The organism is Variovorax paradoxus (genome assembly GCF_030811855.1).
Classification (GTDB): domain Bacteria; phylum Pseudomonadota; class Gammaproteobacteria; order Burkholderiales; family Burkholderiaceae_C; genus Variovorax; species Variovorax paradoxus_L.
This window is the reverse complement of the sequence record NZ_JAUSRN010000001.1, coordinates 744,713-765,507: the sequence shown is the minus strand read 5'-3', so window position 1 is coordinate 765,507 and position 20,795 is coordinate 744,713. Positions and strand designations below refer to the sequence as shown.

At 66.8% G+C, this 20,795-nt stretch carries 19 protein-coding genes and 1 pseudogene; 10 read left to right on the top strand and 10 right to left on the bottom strand.

The window, feature by feature from the left end; all coding sequences use genetic code 11:
- Positions 1–11: 11 nt before the first annotated feature.
- Genes uraD through J2X92_RS03855 form a run of 3 tightly spaced genes read right to left on the bottom strand, consistent with a single transcriptional unit; the run spans position 12 to position 3,441 of the window.
- Positions 12–1,790 (bottom strand): 2-oxo-4-hydroxy-4-carboxy-5-ureidoimidazoline decarboxylase, encoded by a 1,779-nt coding sequence (gene uraD / locus J2X92_RS03865; protein WP_307573515.1) that lies wholly within the window; start codon positions 1,788–1,790, stop codon positions 12–14.
- Positions 1,787–2,758: an allantoinase PuuE gene (puuE, locus tag J2X92_RS03860; RefSeq protein WP_307573513.1), complete on the bottom strand. Its 972-nt coding sequence runs from the start codon at positions 2,756–2,758 to the stop codon at positions 1,787–1,789. The genes uraD and puuE overlap by 4 nt, the downstream gene beginning before the upstream one ends.
- An 8-nt stretch (positions 2,759–2,766) precedes the next feature.
- Positions 2,767–3,441: a GntR family transcriptional regulator gene (locus J2X92_RS03855; RefSeq protein ID WP_307573512.1), complete on the bottom strand. Its 675-nt coding sequence runs from the start codon at positions 3,439–3,441 to the stop codon at positions 2,767–2,769.
- Positions 3,442–3,522: 81 nt separating this feature from the next.
- Between J2X92_RS03855 and uraH the strand changes: the two genes are divergently transcribed.
- Positions 3,523–3,873 (top strand): hydroxyisourate hydrolase, encoded by a 351-nt coding sequence (gene uraH / locus J2X92_RS03850; protein WP_307573510.1) that lies wholly within the window; start codon positions 3,523–3,525, stop codon positions 3,871–3,873.
- A gap of 10 nt (positions 3,874–3,883) precedes the next feature.
- Here the strand turns inward: uraH and J2X92_RS03845 are convergent, their stop codons facing one another.
- Positions 3,884–4,390, bottom strand: a complete 507-nt coding sequence (locus J2X92_RS03845) for a hypothetical protein (RefSeq protein ID WP_307573508.1) — start codon at positions 4,388–4,390, stop codon at positions 3,884–3,886.
- Positions 4,391–4,442: 52 nt separating this feature from the next.
- Between J2X92_RS03845 and xdhC the strand changes: the two genes are divergently transcribed.
- The 4 genes from xdhC (at position 4,443) to J2X92_RS03825 (ending at position 10,089) form a co-directional block, all read left to right on the top strand.
- Positions 4,443–5,249: a xanthine dehydrogenase accessory protein XdhC gene (xdhC, locus tag J2X92_RS03840; RefSeq protein WP_307573506.1), complete on the top strand. Its 807-nt coding sequence runs from the start codon at positions 4,443–4,445 to the stop codon at positions 5,247–5,249.
- Positions 5,250–5,591: 342 nt separating this feature from the next.
- A complete protein-coding gene (locus J2X92_RS03835) occupies positions 5,592–6,797 on the top strand; it encodes a urate hydroxylase PuuD (protein WP_307573504.1) in 1,206 nt (401 codons plus the stop codon).
- Positions 6,798–7,133: 336 nt separating this feature from the next.
- Positions 7,134–8,474 carry a glycerate kinase type-2 family protein gene (locus tag J2X92_RS03830; protein WP_307573502.1) on the top strand — a complete coding sequence of 447 codons (1,341 nt, stop codon included), beginning with the start codon at positions 7,134–7,136 and terminating at the stop codon, positions 8,472–8,474.
- A 172-nt stretch (positions 8,475–8,646) separates the two neighbouring features.
- Positions 8,647–10,089 (top strand): NAD-dependent succinate-semialdehyde dehydrogenase, encoded by a 1,443-nt coding sequence (locus J2X92_RS03825; protein ID WP_307573501.1) that lies wholly within the window; start codon positions 8,647–8,649, stop codon positions 10,087–10,089.
- 94 nt (positions 10,090–10,183) lie between these two features.
- On the opposite strand, the gene J2X92_RS03820 is transcribed toward J2X92_RS03825, so the two are convergent.
- The 6 genes from J2X92_RS03820 to J2X92_RS03795 form a co-directional block, all read right to left on the bottom strand.
- A complete protein-coding gene (locus J2X92_RS03820) occupies positions 10,184–10,396 on the bottom strand; it encodes a hypothetical protein (RefSeq protein ID WP_307573499.1) in 213 nt (70 codons plus the stop codon).
- 357 nt (positions 10,397–10,753) lie between these two features.
- Entirely contained in the window at positions 10,754–10,957 is a 204-nt protein-coding gene (locus tag J2X92_RS03815) for a hypothetical protein (RefSeq protein ID WP_307573497.1), read from the bottom strand.
- A gap of 22 nt (positions 10,958–10,979) precedes the next feature.
- A complete protein-coding gene (locus J2X92_RS03810) occupies positions 10,980–11,399 on the bottom strand; it encodes an acyl-CoA thioesterase (RefSeq protein ID WP_307573495.1) in 420 nt (139 codons plus the stop codon).
- A 44-nt stretch (positions 11,400–11,443) separates the two neighbouring features.
- Positions 11,444–12,433, bottom strand: a complete 990-nt coding sequence (locus tag J2X92_RS03805) for a Bug family tripartite tricarboxylate transporter substrate binding protein (protein ID WP_307573493.1) — start codon at positions 12,431–12,433, stop codon at positions 11,444–11,446.
- 37 nt (positions 12,434–12,470) lie between these two features.
- A complete protein-coding gene (locus tag J2X92_RS03800) occupies positions 12,471–14,087 on the bottom strand; it encodes an indolepyruvate oxidoreductase subunit beta family protein (protein ID WP_307573851.1) in 1,617 nt (538 codons plus the stop codon).
- 11 nt (positions 14,088–14,098) lie between these two features.
- Complete coding sequence (locus J2X92_RS03795; protein ID WP_307573491.1) at positions 14,099–16,258, bottom strand: indolepyruvate ferredoxin oxidoreductase subunit alpha; 2,160 nt, start codon at positions 16,256–16,258, stop codon at positions 14,099–14,101.
- A gap of 79 nt (positions 16,259–16,337) precedes the next feature.
- Here J2X92_RS03795 and J2X92_RS03790 point away from each other — a divergent pair, with 79 nt between their 5' ends.
- The 5 genes and pseudogenes from J2X92_RS03790 to J2X92_RS03775 all read left to right on the top strand — a co-directional run bounded on the left by J2X92_RS03790 (position 16,338) and on the right by J2X92_RS03775 (position 20,735).
- Positions 16,338–17,252, top strand: a complete 915-nt coding sequence (locus J2X92_RS03790) for a LysR family transcriptional regulator (protein WP_307573489.1) — start codon at positions 16,338–16,340, stop codon at positions 17,250–17,252.
- Positions 17,253–17,305: 53 nt separating this feature from the next.
- Complete coding sequence (locus tag J2X92_RS03785) at positions 17,306–18,559, top strand: NRAMP family divalent metal transporter (protein ID WP_307573487.1); 1,254 nt, start codon at positions 17,306–17,308, stop codon at positions 18,557–18,559.
- A 212-nt stretch (positions 18,560–18,771) separates the two neighbouring features.
- Positions 18,772–18,885, top strand: a pseudogene (locus J2X92_RS29560) (ESPR-type extended signal peptide-containing protein); the annotation flags it as partial.
- A gap of 45 nt (positions 18,886–18,930) precedes the next feature.
- The gene (locus J2X92_RS03780) at positions 18,931–19,905 is read left to right on the top strand and encodes a hypothetical protein (protein ID WP_307573485.1); all 975 of its coding nucleotides are present in this window, start codon (positions 18,931–18,933) and stop codon (positions 19,903–19,905) included.
- A gap of 167 nt (positions 19,906–20,072) precedes the next feature.
- Positions 20,073–20,735: a CC0125/CC1285 family lipoprotein gene (locus J2X92_RS03775; RefSeq protein ID WP_307573483.1), complete on the top strand. Its 663-nt coding sequence runs from the start codon at positions 20,073–20,075 to the stop codon at positions 20,733–20,735.
- Positions 20,736–20,795: the final 60 nt, after the last annotated feature.

The window sequence follows — 20,795 nt, the reverse complement described above, 5'->3', positions numbered from 1 at the left end:
GTTTTTTCTTTTCAGTGAGCTTGTTCGGCTGCGAGGCCGTTCAGCAGGTGCTGGAAGGCCTGCACGGCCAATTGAATGTCGTCGTTGGTGCTCGATTCGAGCGGGTTGTGGCTGATGCCCGAGTTGATCCCACGCACGAAGAGCATGGCTTGCGGCATCACCTCGTGCAGCTTCATCGCGTCGTGGCCGGCGCCGCTGGGCATGCGAAAGAGCGGAATGCCGAGCGCGTCGACGGCCTTCTCCCAGCGCTGCTGCCAGTCGGGTGCGCTCGGCGCAGCGGCGGCGCGCATGGTCTCCTCCAACTCGTAGCGCAAGCCGCGGCGCTCGCAGATGGCTTTCAGTTCGGCGACCACGTCGGCGTCCAGCCCATCGCGCTGCGCGTTGTTGGGCGCGCGCAGGTCGAGGCTGAACTTGCAGCGGCCCGGCACCACGTTGATCGAGCCGCTGGGCACTTCGAGCATGCCCACGGTGCCGACCGAATCGCCGTCTTTCGCGGCGCGGCGCTCGGTGTAGAGAATGAGCTCGGCCACCGCGGCGGCCGCGTCGCGGCGGCGGTCCATGGGGGTGGTGCCGGCGTGGCTGGCCATGCCGATCACTTCGCCGACGTAACGCACGCTGCCGTTGATGGACGTGACGATGCCGAGTGGAAGATCGAGTTCGGTAAGCACCGGGCCCTGCTCGATGTGCACCTCGACGAAGCCGAGGTAGCGGGCCGGGTCTCGCTGGATCTTCGGGATGTCGGCCTCGTTCAGGCCCGCGCGCTGCATGGCTTCGCGCATGGTGATGCCATCGGCGTCCTTCTGGTCGAGCCAGCGCGGATCGAAGTGGCCGATGAGCGCGCCCGATCCGAGAAAGGTGGCCTTGTAGCGCTGGCCTTCTTCTTCGGCAAAACCCACCACCTCGAAGGCGAAGGGCAGGCGCTTGCCTTGCCGCTTGAGCTCTCGCACGCAGGCCATCGGCACGAAGATGCCCAGGCGGCCGTCGTACTTGCCGCCGTTGCGCACGGTGTCGTAGTGCGAGCCGGTGAGCAGGGCCTTCGCACCCGGCGTGGCCCCCTCGTAGCGCCCCACCACGTTGCCCACCGCATCGATGTGCACCGAGTCGAAGCCGCACTCGCGCATCAGGCCGGAGATTTGCGCGGCGCAGGCGCGGTGCGCATCGGTCAGGTAGGTGACGGTGAGCTGGCCCTTTTCGGCATAGCCGGGATCGGTGTGCACGGAGAGTGCCTCCTGCCAGTCCCAGACGTCGTTGCCGAGCGAAACGTCGGCGCCGAACTTGTCGTCGAGCCGGATCTCGGCAATGCGATGGATGTTGCGCAGTGCCTCGCCAAGCTCGAAGTCCGGATGGTGATGCAGCCGGCGCTCGAAGGTGTCGATGATCTCGCGCTTCGAGAGCCCGGTACCGCGCGGACCGCGCACCGCGAGGATGAACGGAAAGCCGAATTTCGCGTTGTAGCCGGCATTGAGTTGCTGGATCTTCGCGAACTCCTCGGACGTGCAGTCGGTCAGGCCGGCCTTGCTTTGCTCATTGGTCGACTCGGCCGTGAGCGTCTTGCTGACCATGGCCTTGCCCGCGAGCTCCGGGTGGGCGCGGATGAGGCCCAGCTGCTCGTCGGCCGAGGCCGCTCCCACCACCTTCACCAGCGCATGCTTCAGGTGCGCAAGCGAGCGGAAGGGCCGCGCTGCCAGCGCGCGCTGCGCGATCCAGGGCGAATGCTCGTAGGTGCCGTCGAGCAGCGCCACGGCTTCTTCGGGCGCGGCGGCGTTGAGTTGTTCGATGGTGAGGGTCATGTCTGGTTCCCTGTGGCGGCAGCGTCGAACGGGTGCGCCTGCTTCCAGTGGCGCGCGATGTCCAGGCGCCGGCAGACCCACACGTTCTCGTGCTGGCCGATGTGGTCGAGAAAGCGCTGCAGCGCCGTGATGCGGCCAGGCCGCCCGAGCAGGCGGCAGTGCATGCCGATGCTCATCATCTTGGGGCTGTTGTCGCCTTGCGGATCGCCTTCGGCATAGAGCGCGTCGAAGGTGTCCTTCATGTACTGGAAGAACGGGTCGGCGTGCGAATAGCCCTGCGGCAGCGCAAAGCGCATGTCGTTGCAGTCGAGCGTATAGGGCACGATGAGCTGGGGCACCACCGTGCCGTCGGTCTTTTGCACCTTCATCCAGAACGGCAGGTCGTCGCCGTAGTAGTCGCTGTCGTATTCGAAGCCGCCGTAGTCGGCCACGAGGCGGCGCGTGCGGGGGCTGTCGCGGCCGGTGTACCAGCCCAGCGCGCGTTCGCCCGTGAGCTTTTCGATGGCTTCCATGCCCATGCGCATGTGCTCGCGCTCGGTGGCTTCGTCCAGGTTCTGGTAATGGATCCAGCGCCAGCCGTGGCAGGCGATCTCATGGCCCAGTTCCTTGAAGGCGGCGGCCAGTTCGGGGTAGCGTTCCAGTGCCATGCCCACGCCGAAGACGGTGAGCGGCAGGCCGCGCTTTTCGAACTCGCGCAGGATGCGCCACACGCCGGCGCGCGAGCCGTATTCGTAGATGCCTTCCATGCTGATGTGCCGGTCCGGAAAGCTGGCCGGGTTGAACATCTCGGAGAGGAATTGTTCGGAGCCCGCGTCGCCGTGCAGCGTGGCGTTCTCGCCGCCCTCTTCGTAGTTGAGGACGAACTGCACCGCGATGCGCGCGCCGCCGGGCCACTGGGCATGCGGCGGGTTGCGGCCATAGCCGACGAGGTCGCGCGGGTAGGGCAGGGTGGTGTCGTAGACGGTCATGGTGTGGATCAGGACAGCGCCAGGGAAATGTCGTTTGTGGGAACCTTGCGGTCGAAGGTCAGGTTGGCCTCGACGTGTTCCAGGTGTTCGGTCATGAGGCGCACGGCGCGCTCTTCGTCGCGCGCGGCCAGCGCCTTCACGATGTCCGCATGCTCGTCGTTGGAGTGCTCGGCCGCGCTGGTGCTCTGGTACATGAGCGTGATGAGCGCGCAGCGCGAGATCAGCTCGCCGAGTATTTGCGCCAGCACCTGGTTGCCCATGAGCTCGGCCATGCGAACGTGGAAGTCGCCGAGCAGCTCGGTGCGGCCCGAGATGTCTTCGCCCGACACGGCCGATTTTTCGAGCGACACGTGGTCCTTCAACGCCTTGATCTTCCCGGGCGTGACGGTGCGCACGAATTCGCGCGTCATCTCGGCTTCGAGCATGCGCCGCACCTTGAACACCTGCCGGGCCTCGTCGACCGCCGGCGCCGCCACGAACGCGCCGCGCGCGGGTTCGAGCCGGATGAGCTTGTTCTGCGACAGCTGGAACAGCGCCTGACGCACCAGCGTGCGCGACACACCGAAGTGGTCGGCCAGCTTTTGCTCAGCCAGCTTGGTGCCGGGCTGAAGCCGGTGCTCGACGATCGCCTTGGTCAGCGCGTCGACGATCGAACGGGTGGTGGAGGACTCCATGTTTTTCATGATAGACCCAAAGCCAGGAACTGTATACACTTTTGTCCACCGGAATTTCCCGCACTGTTTGTTTTGACGAAGGAGCGCACCATGGGCCTGAGCACCCACGTACTCGACACGATGCACGGCGGCCCCGCGGCCGGCATGGAGGTGGCGCTTTACACCACCGTGGGCGACGACGCCACGCTGGTGAAACGCTTCACGTTGAATTCGGACGGCCGCAGTGACGGGCCGCTCTACGACAACGACACGCTCAAGGTCGGCACCTACCGGCTGGTGTTCGACGTAGCTGGTTATTTCAAGTCGCGCGGCGTGAAGCTGCCCGAGCCCAACTTCCTGAACAAGGTGGCGCTGGACTTCGGTGTGGCGCACACGGACCAGCACTACCACGTGCCGCTGCTCGTGAGCCCGTGGAGCTACTCCACCTACCGCGGGTCTTGAACCAGTGCGCCTACTGTTGGCCTTCGGTGAGCGTGTCGAGCTGGAAGCGCCCGCTCTTGTCCCAGAGCCAGGTGTCCGTCCAGGTGACCGCACCGAGGCGCGTGGCGCGCGGGAAGGGCGAAGCCTGCAACACGAAGCGCTCGATTTCGGCGATGACCTCGGGCGCATGCTTGGGCGCACGCATCCAGTGCAGCGACACCACCTTGCCGCCGGCATCGAGGTGCACCTCCAGCGTGCCCACGGCGTAGAGCATGGGCGGCAACTGGCCGTTGTAGATGCGGGCCTTGTTGGCATCGTAGATGTGGCGAGCAGCGTCGCGGCGGTACTCGCGCGCGGTGGCCGCATTCGATGCGCGCGCCGCGGGACCGATGATGGCCGCCGGCCCCGCCGGTTCGGTCTTGACTTCGCTCAATTGGCCAGGAACGGCCTTGGGGCCGCCGCACCCGGCGAGCCAGAGGGCGGAAGAAAGTGCGGTCACCGCCAATGCAAGGCGGTGCGGCGTAAGCTGACGTTTCATCATCGAGTTATACCGTGAGTCTTGTGCATACCCGCAATCGAAGGTATCGGAAATGAACGGCTTTGTCGATCAGCTGCTGTCCCGTCTCGCACACGAAGACGCGGTGCTGGTGCGCGTCGAGTCGACGCAGGGGTCGGCGCCGCGCGAGGCGGGCACGTGGATGGCCGTGTGGGCCGAAGGGCTCACGGGCACCATCGGTGGCGGCCAACTCGAGTTCCAGGCCACGCAGGAAGCGCGCGAGCTGCTCGCTGGCCAGAGCGCCTTCGACGGCATCCGGCGCTATCCGCTCGGCCCGAGCCTGGGCCAATGCTGCGGCGGCGTGGTGTTTCTCTCGTACCGCCGCATCACGGCCTCGGATGCGCCGGCGCTGCAGCGCGAATTGGTCGCGCAGCTCAGGCCGGTGGCGCTCTTCGGCGGCGGTCACGTGGGTGCCGCACTCGCGCGGCTTCTGGCGAGCCTGCCGTTCAGCGTGCGCTGGATCGACAGCCGCGACGGGGTGTTCCCCGAGGCGCTGCCGGCGCAGATCGACACCGAGCATTCCGAGCCCGTGCAGGACGCCGTGGCCGCGCTTGCGCCGGGCAGCCGGGTGCTGATCATGAGCTTCAGCCACGCCGAAGACCTCGATATCGTCATCGCCTGCCTGAAGCGTCTTCGCGCGCACGACGACTTGCCGTACATCGGCCTGATCGGCAGCAAGACCAAGTGGGCCACCTTCAGCCACCGGCTCGAGGCGCGAGGCTTCAAGACCGATGAGTTGGCGCGCATCACCTGCCCGATCGGCGTGCCTGGCATCACGGGCAAGGAGCCCGAAGTGATCGCCGTCGCGGTGGCGGCACAGTTGTTGCAATCGCTGAGTTGACCTGGGTTTTCCCGCTGGCAACGACTCAAAAAAAAGCATCCCGCCTCTTGCCAAAACTGTATACACTTTCGGTCCACAACAAGCCGCAGCGGAGCGAGGCCCAGTCCATGGAGCCTGCGTTCGCGGCACTTTCTCTGCTTACAGCGCCCGCAGTGGTGAGCAGGCTGAAACCCCTCGTTGGCGCCCCACGCGCCACGAGAGCTACGCAGATGTGAAGGAACCGTAGCGAGCGACCCGAGGTCGCGTCGAGGACCGGAACCGTACTCCCGTACGGTGAGGACCGCAGATGCGAGATCGGGACGCGCAGTAGGTTCATTCAAATCTGATGAGAGAGAGCACCACATGGAAAGCTACTACCTCGACTGGGCCAACCTGCTGCTGCGTTGGGTCCACGTCATCACCGCCATCGCCTGGATTGGCGCCTCCTTCTACTTCGTGATGCTGGACAACAGCCTCGAGAAGCCGCAGGACCCCGAGTCGATCGACAAGGGCGTGGGCGGCGAGCAATGGGCCGTGCACGGTGGCGGCTTCTACAACATGCAGAAGTACGCGCTCGCGCCCAAGAAGCTGCCGGACCACCTTCACTGGTCGTATTGGGAGAGCTACAGCACTTGGCTCACGGGCTTTGCGCTCTTCACGATGTCGTACCTCTGGAACGCCAGCACCTACCTCATCGACAAGACGAAGATGGACTGGCAGCCGGGCGCCGCCATCGGCGTGGCGCTGGCGTTCTTCGTCGTGTTTTGGATGGTGTACGACGGCATCTGCCAGATCTTCGGCCGCCGCAAGAACGGCGACACCATCGTCGGCGTTCTGATTGCCGTCTTCATCGTGTTCGCGACATGGCTCGCCTGCCAGTGGTTCGCCGGCCGCGCGGCCTTCTTGCTCGTGGGCGCCATGATGGCCACGACCATGAGCGGCAACGTGTTCTTCTGGATCATTCCTGGCCAGCGCAAGAACGTGAAGGCACTGCGCGAAGGCCGGCCGGTCGATCCGGTGCATGGGCAGCGCGGCAAGCAGCGCAGCGTGCACAACACCTACTTCACGCTGCCGGTGCTGTTCGCGATGCTGAGCAACCACTACAGCTTTACCTACACGCACAAGTACAACTGGGTCGTGTTGCTGCTCATCATGTTGGGCGGCGCGGCCATTCGCCAGTTCTTCGTGGTGCGGCATCGGTTCAAGCTCGGCAACGCACGCAATCCGCTGCCCTATGCGCTGATCGGCATCGTGGTGCTGGGGCTCACCATCGTCTGGATGAAGCCCGAGCCGGCGGCTGCGCCCGCGGCGGCCGCAGCGGTGCCCGCCGTGGCGTTCAAGGACGTGCAGAAGGTGCTCGAGCAGCGCTGCTTCATGTGCCACGGCGCGGCCGTGCAGATGAAGAACGTGCGGGTCGACACGCCCGATCAGGTGGCGGCGCATGCCCAGGCCATCTACCAGCAGGTGGTAGTGACAAAGATCATGCCGATGAACAATGCAACCGGCATCACCGAAGAAGAACGCGCACTGATCGGCCGCTGGTTCCAGTCCGGCGCCAAGACGAACTAGTAGGGCCTGTTAACGCTATGGAAGGGGTCGCGAAGCTCGCCACAGCCCGCCCATCAAGGCGCGTGACGCCGTGCGTGCGTCCGCACGCACAAGGAGCGCAACGCCGAGGGGCGGGCTGTGGCGAGCTTCCCTGCGGGTTGCTTCGTCAAGGGGCCGTCTGCGGCGTTGCCCGCGCTTGCAAGGCCAAAGCCTTGCTGCGCCCGGGCGCCTTGCATACAGCCCCTTGACGAAGCAACGCGATCCCCTTCCACAGCGTTAACAGGCCCTGGGTAGACCGCGGTCAACAGAGCGGGCCGCCGTTCGCCGCACAATTGCCGGATGGAGACAAAGCAAGCAATGACCGCATCGAACCTTTCTCTCGGCCCCGTACCCGATCCGCGCGAAACGCCGCGCGCCTTCCTCGAACATCTCTACCGCGTGGCGGTGGACCGCGCCCTGCCGCTGTCCACGCTGGGCGCCCACCTGCCGCCGCCGCCCAAGGGCCGCACGCTGGTGCTCGGCGCCGGCAAGGCAGGCGGCTCGATGGTGCAGGCGCTCGAAGCCCTCTGGCCGGCCGATGCGCCGCTGTCGGGCCTGGTCGTCACGCGCTACGACCACATTCCGCCGCGCCCCGAAGGCGTGCCGCAGCGCATCGAACTCGTGGAAGCCGCGCATCCGGTGCCCGACGCGGCCGGGCAGCAGGCTGCGGAGCGCATCCTCGCGTTGACCCAGGGCCTCACGGCCGACGACCTCGTGCTGTGCCTGATCTCGGGCGGCGGCTCGTCGTTGCTGGTGCTGCCGGCCGAAGGCCTCACGCTGGCCGACAAGCAGCGCATCAACAAGCAACTGCTCGACAGCGGTGCCGGCATCGGCGAGATGAACTGCGTGCGCAAACACCTGTCGCGCATCAAGGGCGGCCGGCTGGCTGCGGCCTGCGCCCCGGCGCGCGTGGTGACGCTCACCATCAGCGACGTGCCGGGCGACGACGCGGCCGTCATTGCGAGTGGCCCCACGGTGTCCGACGCCACGACCTGCGCTGACGCGCTCGCCATCCTCGACCGTTACGGCATCGAGGTGCCGGCGCCGGTGCGCGCCCAACTGGAAAGCGGCAAACTCGAAACCCCGAAGCCGGACGACGCGGTGTTCGCGGGCCACGAAGTCCACATGATCGCCACGCCGCAGCAATCGCTCGAAGCCGCGGCCAAGGTGGCACGCGAGGCCGGCATCGAAGCGCACATCCTCAGCGACGAGATCGAAGGCGAATCGCGCGAAGTCGGCAAGGTGCATGCCGCATTGGCGCGCGCCGTGGCGCACCGGGGCCAGCCGTTCGCGCGGCCCTGCGTCATTCTTTCGGGAGGCGAAACCACCGTCACCATCCGGCCGCGCCAGCCGGGCCAGGCCAAGGGCCGCGGCGGCCGTGCTGGCGAGCTGTGCATGGGGCTGGCCGGCGCACTCATGGGCCAGCCGCAGGTGTGGGCGCTGGCCGCCGACACCGACGGCATCGACGGCGTGGAAGACAACGCCGGCGCCTTCGTTGCGCCTGACACGCTGGCCCGCGCCAGCGCCGCGGGCAAGAAGCTGTCGGACCACCTGGACCGCAACGACGCGTACGGCTACTTCGATGCCATCGGCGACCTCTTCGTGACCGGCCCCACGAACACCAACGTCAACGACTTCCGCGCGCTCCTGATCCTGTAGCAGCAGGAGGGGCCGGAATCCCGGCTCCGACGGCCTTCGTGAACTCGGGTTAATCTATGCACCCGGCGGCAAATTGCCGCCGCTGTCGCAAAGCGCACCCTCCGGGGTGCCGCGCCGCGCATCCAGATTTCCCCCTTTTCACCATCATCCAGTCCTCGAAGGAAAAGTTCGCATGACCGCCACCTACACCGACACCCGCCTGCTGATCGACAACGAATGGGTCGACGCCACCGGGGGCAAGACGCTGGACGTCGTCAACCCGGCCACCGGCAAGGCCATCGGCAAGGTGGCGCATGCCAGCATCGCCGACCTGGATCGTGCCCTGGCCGCCGCCCAGCGCGGCTTTGAAAAGTGGCGCAACACCCCCGCCAACGAGCGCGCCGCCGTGATGCGCCGTGCCGCTGGCCTGATCCGCGAACGTGCCCCCGAAATCGCCAAGCTGCTCACGCAGGAACAGGGCAAGCCGCTGGCCGAAGCCAAGGGCGAAACGCTGGCCGCGGCCGACATCATCGAATGGTTTGCCGACGAAGGCCGCCGCGTCTACGGCCGCATCGTGCCCTCGCGCAACCTGGCCGCGCAGCAGCTGGTGATCAAGGAGCCACTGGGCCCCGTCGCCGCGTTCACGCCGTGGAACTTCCCCATCAACCAGATCGTGCGCAAGCTCGGCGCGGCGCTGGCCACCGGCTGCTCGTTCCTGGTGAAGGCGCCCGAGGAAACCCCGGCATCGCCCGCCGCGCTGCTGCAGGCTTTTGTCGATGCCGGCATTCCGCCCGGTACCGTGGGCCTGGTGTTCGGCAACCCGGCTGAAATTTCGAACTACCTGATCTCGCATCCGATCATCCGCAAGGTGACCTTCACGGGTTCCACGCCGGTCGGCAAGCAGTTGGCCGCGTTGGCCGGCTCGCACATGAAGCGCGTCACCATGGAACTGGGTGGCCACGCGCCGGTCATCGTGGCCGAAGACGCCGACGTGGCACTGGCCGTGAAGGCCGCGGGCGCCGCCAAGTTCCGCAACGCGGGCCAGGTCTGCATTTCGCCCACCCGCTTCCTGGTGCACAACAGCCTGCGCGAAGAATTCGCCCGCACGCTGGTCAAGTACACCGAAGGCCTGAAGCTCGGCGACGGCCTGGCCGAGGGTACGACGCTCGGCCCGCTCGCCAACGCACGCCGCCTCACGGCCATGGCCCACGTGCTGGACGATGCGCGCAAGAAGGGCGCCACGGTGGCCGCCGGCGGCGAACGTATCGGCGACACGGGCAACTTCTTCGCGCCCACGGTGCTGACCGACGTGCCGCTCGATGCCGACGTGTTCAACAACGAACCCTTCGGCCCGATCGCCGCGATCCGCGGCTTCGACACGCTCGAAGAAGCCATCGCCGAAGCCAACCGCCTGCCGTTCGGCCTCGCCGGCTACGCTTTCACCAAGTCGATCAAGAACGCGCACCTGTTGAGCCAGAAGCTCGAACTCGGCATGCTGTGGATCAACCAGCCCGCCGCGCCTTCGCCGGAAATGCCGTTCGGCGGCGTGAAGGATTCAGGCTACGGCTCAGAAGGCGGCCCGGAGGCACTCGAGGCTTACCTGAACACCAAGGCTGTTTCGATCATGAGCGTGTAAGACACGCAGTCCGAACAGCCCGCTCAAAAAAAAGCGGCATCGCTTCATCGCGATGCCGCTTTTTTATTTGATCGCTGCCTTCAGCAGCGACCCTTCAGCGTTGCGTGGTCGTGCGGGACGGTGGATCGAGCAGAAGAAAGAAGCTGCGGATGCGCCGCGTGGTCCAGAGCGCGGCCGCACGGTCCAGCATCTCGTTCTCGAGGTCCTGCTTCGTGGCCGCCGTGCGTGCGGACACGTGCGCCTGCGGGCGAGTGGAGTCCTGCACCGATTGCTGTTGCTGCTGCTGACGAGATTCGAATTGACGCATGGCAAGGCTCCTTCGCGATGAAGGGCCTCGTGCACGGACACACGCAAGCTGACGGAATAAGTCAGTGACGGAGAACGACGGGATTCGGAAGGGGAGAACCGTTTTGCCTGAATGGCGAACGGGTCACGCTGCGTGCACGGCGGCCGCAGCGCAAAGAGCCTGCGCTAGAGGGCCGGATGTGTCACGCCTGCCGAGGCACGCGTCTTGTCACTGATCCAACTGGCACTGTCCACGCACGGGGCTCCGAAGTAAAGATACGGGATTGTTGCACTGCGTCACGAGGGCCGTCAACCCTTTGTCTCGGCATTGCGCAGGGCTTTGGCGCGGTGCTCAAGACCTCGCGGCGAGTCGCGAAGCTCAGTAGCACTGGAACAGCACGCCGGATTCGGCGGGTGCCCTGCCGAGCCAGCGCGGCGTTGCGCCCTTGGCGCTGCAATGGTCGGCAGCCTGGGTGTAGCTGGGGGCACGCAGGACCCCATCGCGGAACGGGACCACCTCGTTGGGGGGTGACGAGCAGCCGGTGGCAAGCAAGGCAAGCGGAAGAAGGGTGCGCCAGTTCATCGGTTCATTCTAAGACCGAGGCCTATTCGCAGAGCGCGCGAATGGATGGGGGAATCGGCACCGCGCGAATGCCGCCGCCCTCGCGCTTGGCGGCAAAGATCCGCACCTCTTCGCATTCGAGGATCAGATCCTCGCCGCGCGCCACGCGGTAGGTCTGCACGAAGCTCTTGTCGCGCCACTCGGTGATGCGCACCGCAATCTGCAGCGTGTCACCGTAGCTCGCGGCCTTGACGAAGCGCGTGTGCGTGTCGACCAGCGGCGTGCCGATGACGCCAAGCGTCTCTGCTGTTTCTTCCCAGCGCGGCACGCCGCATTCCGCGAAGAAGTGGCGCGAGGCCGCATCGATCCAGCGGAAGAAGTTGGGGAACCAGACGATGCCGGCGGGGTCGCAATCGCCGAACTCGACGCGTGCGGTGTAGGTAACTTCTTTGCTGCTGCTCATGGACTCATTTTCGTCGGCAATCAGTGCTGGAGCGAAGCTTGCGCTCAGTCCGCACTGATCTTGCGGTCGCGGATCACCGCACCGAAGCGCTGCGAATCGGCCGCGGCGCGCTGGTGGAATTCGGCCGGCGAGCCCGGTACCGCTTCGCCGCCGAGCGCGGCGATGCGTTCCTTCACGGCCGGCAGCGCGAGCGCGCGGTTGATCTGCGCATTGAGCTGCGCCACCACCTCGGGCGGTGTGCCCGCGGGCGCGTAGAAGCCGAACACCGTATCGGCATCAAAGCCGCGCAAACCCGCTTCGTCGAGCGTGGGCACGTCGGGGAACTGCGGCGAGCGATGCGGACTCCCCACCGCAAGCAGCCGGAGCTTGCCAGCGCGCACCTGCTGCAGGCCGATGCCGGGATCGAAGGCGTAGTCGATCTGGCCCGCCAGAAGGTCTTGAAGTGCGGGGGCGGCGCCGCGGTAGGGCACGTGCAGCGCGAAGACACCGGCCTGGCTCTTGAACATTTCGCCCGCCAGGTGCGGCGAGCTGCCGTTGCCCGGCGAGCCGTAAGAGAGCTTGCCCGGATTCGCCTTCAGGTAGGTGATGAATTCGCGCACGTTGGTGGGCGGCAGCGAAGGCCGGGTCACCAGGAACACCAGCACGCGCGCAGCGGCGGCCACCGGCATCAGGTCCTTGGTGGGGTCGAAGCTCATGCGCGCATACAGGTGCGGGTTCACAGACACCATGCCGCCCGAACTCATGAGCAGCGTGTAGCCGTCGGCCGGGGCGCGCGCCACGGCCTCGCCGCCGACGTTGCCGTTGGCGCCCGCGCGGTTCTCGACCACCACCGGCTGCTTGAGAAATTCTTGCAGCGGCTGGGAGACCGCGCGTGCGATCTGGTCGGCGGCGCCGCCCGGCGGGAAGTTGACGACCATCTTGATCGGCTTGGTGGGCCACGGGGTGGCCTGCGCCTGTGCGTGCGCGGATGGCAGCAGCGCGCAGACGGCGGCGACCAGCAAGCTTCGGCGCCAGGCAAGGGTGGAGTGGGGCATGGTGTTGTGTCTCCTTGGTTGTTATGAAAATCGGCAGTCAGGCGGTGGTGGAGGGTGGCCGCTTCATCCAGCGTATCGGCTGAGCCTGTACCGGCCGCGGCGCGGCGCCGTGGTGGACCAGCGCGGCGTCGAGCGCCTTGCCGCCTTCGTCCGCCAGGGCCGCTTCGCGCGCCGCGGCGATCGCGTCGGCGCGCATGGGCGCCGGCAAGGCCGTGCGGCCCGCGAGTTCGTGGATCACGTGCAGCAGGTTGTGCTTGCCGCGCTCGTTGGTGCTGCCGTAGCCCTTGATGAGCCGCCCGCACAGCGCCAGCTCGCGGCCCAGTGCCCAGGCTTCGCGCGTGCCGGTTTCCACGGCCGCGAGCCAGCGTTCGATCAACGCTTGTTCCTCGGCAAAGCGCTGGCCGCGGCGGCGCAGCCATTTGAGCGAGGACAGCAGTCGCAGCGACGCCATACCGAACACCGAGTGGCTGCCCACCTTGAGCGGCAGCGCCCAGGGCTCACGGCCGCGCGCCTGGCGCCGCCGGTCCCAGGTCGTCACGCGGCGCGCGAGGCTCGGCGGCAGCAGGGCGGCGAACTCGGCCGTGCCGGGTTTGAAGTGGTCGTAGACCTTCACGATGTCTTCGTCGGCCGCGCGCACTTCGTGCCGCACACGCTGCGCACGACTGGCGCGGCCCTTGAGCGCGGCCACGCGCACGATGTCGTCGAAGGCCATCCATAGCGCGAGCCAGCGCGCGGTTTCGCGGGTGACGGCAAAGCCTTGGGCGCCGGCCGGGTCGGCGGCACGCTCGGCCTCGAGCACCTTGGTCAGCCGCGCGGCGTAGAGTTCGGCGTAGGCGGCGTCCTGGTAGTCGAGCACGCGTGCATGGCCGAGCGCGAGCATGTCGTGCACGGCGGGCGGGAAGCGCTGTGCCAGTTCGCTGGAGAGAGCACGCGCCGGCGGAGGCGCGTCGTGCGTGTCGCCGGCCATCACGCTGCTCACGAAGGCGGCCTGTGCGCGCGGCGCGCTCACGGCGTCGAAGGCTGCGGCAAAGCCGCGCAGGCTCGCCGCGGCCATCCTGTTCAGCTTCTCGGGCGCGCTGGTGTCGCCGCCGCGCACCACATGCTCGTAGGCCGCGCGCGGGAACGGGAACAAGCCGCTGCCCGCGATGGCGCCGAGCATCACCGCGCTGACCACCGTGCCGGCCTCGCGTGCGACGGCATTCATGTCGAACACATGGTGCTCTCGGCTGAAGGCCTTGACCACGTCGAGCAGTTGCTGCGCATCGGCGCGGCCGTCGCCGGGCTGCATACGCTCGGCCGTGGTGAGGGTGCGCGCCGACGAGCTGATGACCAGCGTGCGAAGCGGCGCGCTCATGCCATTGCCGATCTGCCGCGCGGTCTCGAGCAGCTCCGACGACACGATGGCGTCCAGCGCGCCCGGCACCGGGCTCAGGCTGAACACCGGGCGCCTGCCGCCGAGCTGCGCGAGCGGCACGGGGAACACCTCGATGTAGTAGGTGGTGGCGCCGGTGCGCTGCGCCACGCCCGGAATCGACGTGCTCTGCGCCGCATAGCCGGCATGGCGGGCGATGTCGACCAGCCATTCGGTGAGCACGCCGCCGCCTTCGCCGCCCAGGGCGCAGACGAGGAGGGTGATGGGACGGTTGCGTTCCATATCTTCGCCCTTCATGCGGGTTGCAGGGCTCGCACGAATGCGCCGCGCAGCGAATGCAGCAGGCGCTCGTGCCACTTCGGGTTCTGCACCACCTCCGCGCGATAGAAGCTCGGGCACAGCGTGGCCGCGTGCGCGTTCTCGCCGCACAGGCCGCAGCCCACGCAGCCGTCGATCACGGTGGCCACCGGGTCGACCTTGAGCGGGTCGGGGTTGTCCTTGAGCGTGAGCGTGGGGCACCCCGAGAGGCGGATGCAGGCGTGGTCGCCGTTGCACACGTCTTCGTCGACGCCGTATTTCACGCGCACCACGCGCTCGCCTTTTTTCAAGAGGCTGGCAATCCACGGCTTGATGCGGCGCTGGCGCTCGAGCTGGCATTCGCCTTCGGCAATCACTACCTTGAGGCCGTTGAAGTCGCTGGTGAGCGCCTCGGTCAGCGTCTTGCGCATGCGCTCCACGTCGTAGGTGGTCACGGTGCGCATCCACTTCACGCCCAGGCCGGTGAGCGTGGCCTCGATGGTCTGGTTCTTGTCGACCAGGCTCTGCTGCTTGTCGACCGCGCGTTCCTTCGTTTCGTCGTCGGGCGTGGAGATGATGTCCTGCGTGCCCGTGGCCGAGGTGTAGCCGTTCTTGAAGATGAGCAGTACCGCGTCGTCGTCGTTGAAGAGCGCGCTCTGCACGCCTGTGAGAAGTCCGTTGTGCCAGAAACCGCCGTCGCCCATGATCGACAGTGTGCGGCGGTTCATCATCGGCGCCACGCCCGCGCGGCTCGCCAGGCTCATTCCGTAGCCCAGGATCGAATGTCCCATCGAGAACGGCTCGAAGGTGCCGAAGGCATGGCAGCCGATGTCGGCCGCGATGTGCACCGGCCCGGTCTCCTGCTGCGCGAGCTTCAGGGCCGAGAATACCGGCCGTTCGGGACAGCCCACGCAGAAGCTCGGCGGCCGGTTGGGCAAGGCCGTCGAGAGTTGCCGTGCCACCGCCTCGCGGCGCTCGCGGTTGCCGGCCAGCCAGGCCTTCGCGGACGACAAGGCTTCGCCGACTTCAATGTACTTTGCCGCGAACGTGCCGATGCCGCCCGAGAGCACCTCGACGCCGTATTCGCCGGCCGAAGGCAGCAAGTCCTTGCCGTGCAGCGGCGTCTGGATGTCGCGCCGGCGCAGCAGGGTGGCAATGTCCTGCTCGATGTATTCGGGCTGGCCCTCTTCCACCACCAGCACCGCGCGCTTGCCCACGCAGAAGTCGGCCACCTGTTCGGGCACCAGCGGGTAGGTCACGTTGAGCACCAGGATCGGAATGTCCGTCTCGCCGAACGCATCGGCGAGGCCCTGCTGCTGCAGGCTGCGGACAAGCGCGTTGTAGAGCCCGCCCTGCACGACGATGCCAAGGTCGGCATGCCGACCGCCCGGGATCAGCTCGTTGAGCCCTTGTTCGACGATGTAGCGCCGCGCCGCGGGAATGCGCTCGTCGCCCTTGAGCTTTTCGTGCCGGAATGTGACAGGCGGGTGCGCAAGCCGCATGTAGTCGAAGCCTGCGGGCTCGTTCATCAGTGCGCGGGTCGACACCGCAGGCGCGATGTTGTCCTTGCATTCGAAGCTGCCGCGCACGTGGCAGGTGCGGATGCGCAGCTCCATCAGGCAAGGCATGTTCGAGGCCTCGGAAAGCCGGAAGCCGTGTTCGACCATGCGCACCATCACGCCCAGGTCGGGCCGCGGATCGAGCAGGCACATGCTCGACTTGAGCGCATAGGCATGCGTGCGCTCCTGGATCACACTGGCACCTTCGCCGTAGTCCTCGCCCACCACCACCAGCACGCCGCCGGTCACGCCCGGCGACGACAGGTTGGAGAGCGCATCGGCCGCCACGTTGGTGCCGACGATCGATTTCCACGTCACGGCGCCGCGCAGCGGATAGTGGATTGACGCGCCGAGCATCGCCGCAGCCGAGGCCTCGTTGGAGCAGGCCTCCACATGCACGCCGAGTTCGTCCATGTAGGCCTTGCCCTGGACCATCACGTCGAGCAGGTGAGACACCGGCGCGCCCTGGTAGCCGCCCACGTAGGCCACGCCGGACTGCAACAAGCCCTTGGTGATGGCGAGGATGCCCTCGCCGTGGAAGGTGTCGCCGGCGCCGAGGCGCAGCAACTCGACTTCCTTGCTGAATGAAACTTCCATCGTGTCTCTTTTGTTCTGGGGGTTGCGCAGTGTGGTCGCCGCGTCGCCATACATCAATAAAATAAGCAAGCTATGCGACATGAATGCCATGCATATTGAAAAGTTGGACCTCAACCTGCTGCGGCTCTTCGATGCGGTCTTCAGGGCCCGCAGCGTCAGCCGTGCGGCCGAGGCCCTGGGCCTCACGCAGCCGGCGGCCAGCCACGGCCTCACGCGCCTGCGCCTGCTGCTGGGCGATGCGCTCTTCACGCGCACCCCCGGGGGCGTGGCGCCCACGCCGCGGGCCGAGCGGCTGGCGGTGCCGGTGCAGGCGGCGCTGGCGATGCTGCAGCAGGCGCTCGCGGAACCCGAGCGCTTCGACCCGGCCACGTCGCGCAAGCTGTTCCGCATCCACATGAGCGACATCGGCGAGGGCAGATTCCTGCCGGCGCTGATGGCACGGCTGCGCGAACTGGCGCCGGGCGTGCGGATCGAGACGATGCCGCTGGCCACCGGCGACGTTGCCGCGGCGCTCGACAGCGGCCGGGTCGACTTCGCCTTCGGTTTCCTGCCCCAGGTGAAGGACACGCAGCGCGCCCAGCTGCTGAAAGACCGCTACATCGTGCTGCTGCGCAAGGGGCATCCCTTCGCGAAGCGGCGGCGCAGCGGGCAGGCGCTGCTCGAGGCGCTGCACGAGCTCGACTACGTGGCGGTGCGCACGCATGCCGACACGCTGCGCATCCTGCAGCTGCTGAACCTGGAAGACCGGCTGCGCCTCACGACCGAACACTTCATGGTGCTGCCGGCCATCGTGCGTGCCACCGATCTAGCCGTGGTGATGCCGCGCAACATCGCGCACGGCTTCGCGGAAGAGGGCGGTTATGCCATCGTCGAGCCGCCCTTTCCGCTGCGCGACTTCACGGTGTCGCTGCACTGGAGCAAGCGCTTTGAGGCCGACCCGGCGAATCGATGGCTGCGCCAGGTGATCACGGCACTGTTCTCGGAGCGTTCGTGAAGCCGGACCCCCGTTCATGCAGCGGTCAGGCTCGGATGCCACCATCGCCGCCCATGAAGAAACGCATTCCCTCCTTTCTGCGCCACGTAGGTCCCGGTGTCGTCACCGGTGCGGCGGACGACGACCCGTCGGGCATCGCCACCTACACGCAGGCGGGGGCGCAGTTCGGCACCGGCCTGCTCTGGACCGTGTTTCTTTCGCTGCCCTTCATGGTGGCGATCCAGCTGGTGTCGGCGCGCATCGGCCGGGTCACGGGCAAGGGGGTGGCCGCCAACATGCGCGAGCACATGCCGCGCGGCTTCCTGGCTGTGCTGGTGGCGCTGCTGGTGGCGGCCAACACCATCAACATCGCGGCCGACATTTCTGCAATGGGCGAGGCCATGCAACTGGTGGCGGGCGGCGGCGCGCACTTTTATTCGCTGGTCTTCGGCGTGATCACGGTGCTGCTGCAGGTGTTCGTGCCCTACCGGAAGCTGGCTCACATCCTCAAGTGGCTGACGCTCACGCTGTTTGCCTACGTGGCGGCGGTGTTCTCGGTGCAGGTGGAGTGGGGGCGGGTGCTGCACGACCTGGTCGTGCCCCGGCTGCAGTGGAGCGGGGACTACTGGATGATGATCGTGGCGCTGCTCGGCACCACGATCTCGCCCTACCTGTTCTTCTGGCAGGCCTCGCAGGAAGTCGAGGAACTGCGGCTGAAGGGCGGACAGCGCGGCACCGAGAGCGACGTGCGGCGCGACCTGCGTCGTGTGCGGCTCGATACCTGGATCGGCATGACTTTTTCCAACCTGATCGCGTTCTTCGTGATGGTGGTCGGGGCGTCGGTACTGTTTGCGGCAGGCGTGCATGACGTAACGTCGGCGGCGCAAGCGGCCGAGGCGCTGCGGCCGCTGGCCGGCGACTTCGCGTTCTGGCTGTTTGCCGGAGGGATCATTGCCACCGGCCTACTGGCCGTTCCTGTGCTGGCGTCTTCAGCCGCCTATGCCGTGGCCGAGGCCTTCGGGTGGGAAGAGGGGCTTGAGCGGCATTGGCGCGAGGCCAAGGAGTTCTACGGAATCATCGCGGTCGCCACGCTCGTCGGCACCGCGCTCGACTTCACGCCCATCGACCCGATGAAGGCGCTCTACTGGAGCGCCGTCATCAATGGCGTGGTCGCGGTACCGATCATGGCGGCCATGATGGTGCTGGTGACGCGCGAGAAGGTGATGGGCGTGTTCACTTCGGGACGGCGCACGCGCTGGCTCGGCTGGGGCGGCACGGCGTTGATGGGGTTTGCGGCGCTGATGATGGGGTGGGATCTGGTGCGCTGAGACGGTGGGCATGGGCTACCGGCCCAAACCGTAGCAGCCGCCCAACACCCGAATGCGCCGGCGGTAAACCTAAGCATTCATCACAAAAACTGAGGGTGTGACATAAGCCGCGTCCTCGGCCTGAATCTGTGCGCGCCACAGTTTGTTGACGTTTATTTCTGCCCCTCGATCCCAGAATCCCCTTGCTGTCACATGGGCGATCAGGGAACGAGATGAACAAGAATTTTTTCAGGGTGATCTGGAGCGCGGCGCGCGCGATGCGGCTCGCCGTTCCTGAGGCGGCGACCAGCGTCGGCAAGGCTACTGCACCGCCAAAGTCACGAGCGGCTTCAGCCTCATCTCCAATTTTTAACCCAGGAAGGACCAGAAGAATGAACAAGAACATCATCGCCCATGCAGTGGCATTGCTCGCGCTCGGTGCGCTGAGCGCCTGTGGAGGGGGAGGAGGCAGCGGTGGTGGCGGCGGCATCGCGCTGCCGCTGGTCGCCGGGGCCACGGACCAGACGCCCGCCCCGGCGCCGACTCCGGCCCCCGCGCCATCTCCAGCACCCGCACCCGCACCCGCTCCGTCTCCGGCGCCTGCACCATCGTCCCGGGCGCCGGTGGCCGGTAGCGAAGCCGGGCCCTCGCTCGCGTCGCCTCAAGCGGGATCGACCGCCGCGGTGGGTGGCAACGAAGGCATCTACGAATCGATGTTCGGCTACACCTACGTCGGCGCCGACGGTTCCATCGCGCGCAAGTTCACTGTCGGCTCGCTCTTCGGGTCGATCGCGGTCACGGGCCTGAACTGGGTCTTCAATCCCGGCACCGAGTTCCTGTTCGTGACGGCGTCCCCGACCACCGGCTCGGGCACCTTTACGCCTAAGACGTCGATGGACGGCACCTACGCAAAGGGGGGCGGATCGCCAGCCCCGTTCGGGCCCGTCAGCTACAGCACCGCGAACGCATTGGCCGTCTCGCAGGCCAGCGTGGCCGGCACCTGGACGGCCAGCGACACCCTAGGCATAGGGATCTCCCTCACGGTTGATCCTTCCGGCGCCTTCACCGGCACCACCTCCGGCGTCCAGATCGGCTCGTGCACCCTGTCCGGAACCGTCGCCCTGTCGGAACCCGGGACCGCCAAGAACATGTATGGCCTCACCCTGAATGCGGTCAACGCGGCGGCCAGTCCCAGCGCCAGCGACGCCTGCAAGCTGGAGACCACCGGGAGCTACACCGGGCCGAGCGCCATCGTTTTCTTGCCGGCCGGCATCTACACCAGCAACGGCTACTTCCGCTATCTCTCCTTCCTGGCCCGTACGAGCACCGGGGCCACGCTGACGGACGCCTTGCGGCTGCAGCCTTGATGGGCTGACGGAGCCCGAGCCTCCAGGCAGAACGCTCGGCGTTCGATCTGGCGGCGCCTGCATGGCGCGAAAAGCGCGCGCCTGATCGGCGACGCCAAGGCAAGCATCCCATCCAAGCAGAAACGGCGCAGGCCCACCCCGTGCGCTCAACGACCAGGAAGAATCTCATGTTCACAAAGACAATCGCAACGCTGATCGCAGCGGCTGCGCTGACTGCCTGTGTGAGGCCAACACCGTACCGGGCCGCAGGTGCCGAGGGCAACAACTTCGGTCATGCCAGCAGCAAGCTCTCCGACCAGCTCTACCGCGTGCGCTTCACGGGGTCGACCCGCACGCCATTACGCTGGGTCGATGCGTTCGTGCTCTACCGCAGCGCACAAGTCGCGAAAGAGGCTGGCGCTCCCGCGTTCAAGATCGTCGAGGGCACCATTGACGCCACAGTGCTCACGGGCGACGACGTCTTTGGGCAAGGGAGTCCGCTCGCAGATGTGGAGGTGAGCCAGATGAGCCGAGGGTCGCAGATCGATGGTGACCGCGTCGCCAGTGCCCATGCGCCCTACCTGCAGCGAATGGCAGGCACCATGCCGGTCTTCCGGGCGCCACCTCGCGCGCCAATGGTCAAGGGCCAGGCCCCTACGTTCATCTACATACCTTCCGGCGGAGCGGGACCTGCGCTGCCAGCGCGGTCGGTACTGGTCGAGCTGCGGTCCGATCTCCAGAACATGGACGCGCAGACGTTCGCCACCGAAGACGTACTCGCTCGCCTCGGCCCGCGGATCAAACGAGCGGCGCAATCAACGGACGCGCCGCTCCCTGCTTCGACCATTTGATCTAAGGACACCCGGCCATGCGCGACCCGCGTGTCGAGTCCAACTCTCAACAGGAAAATT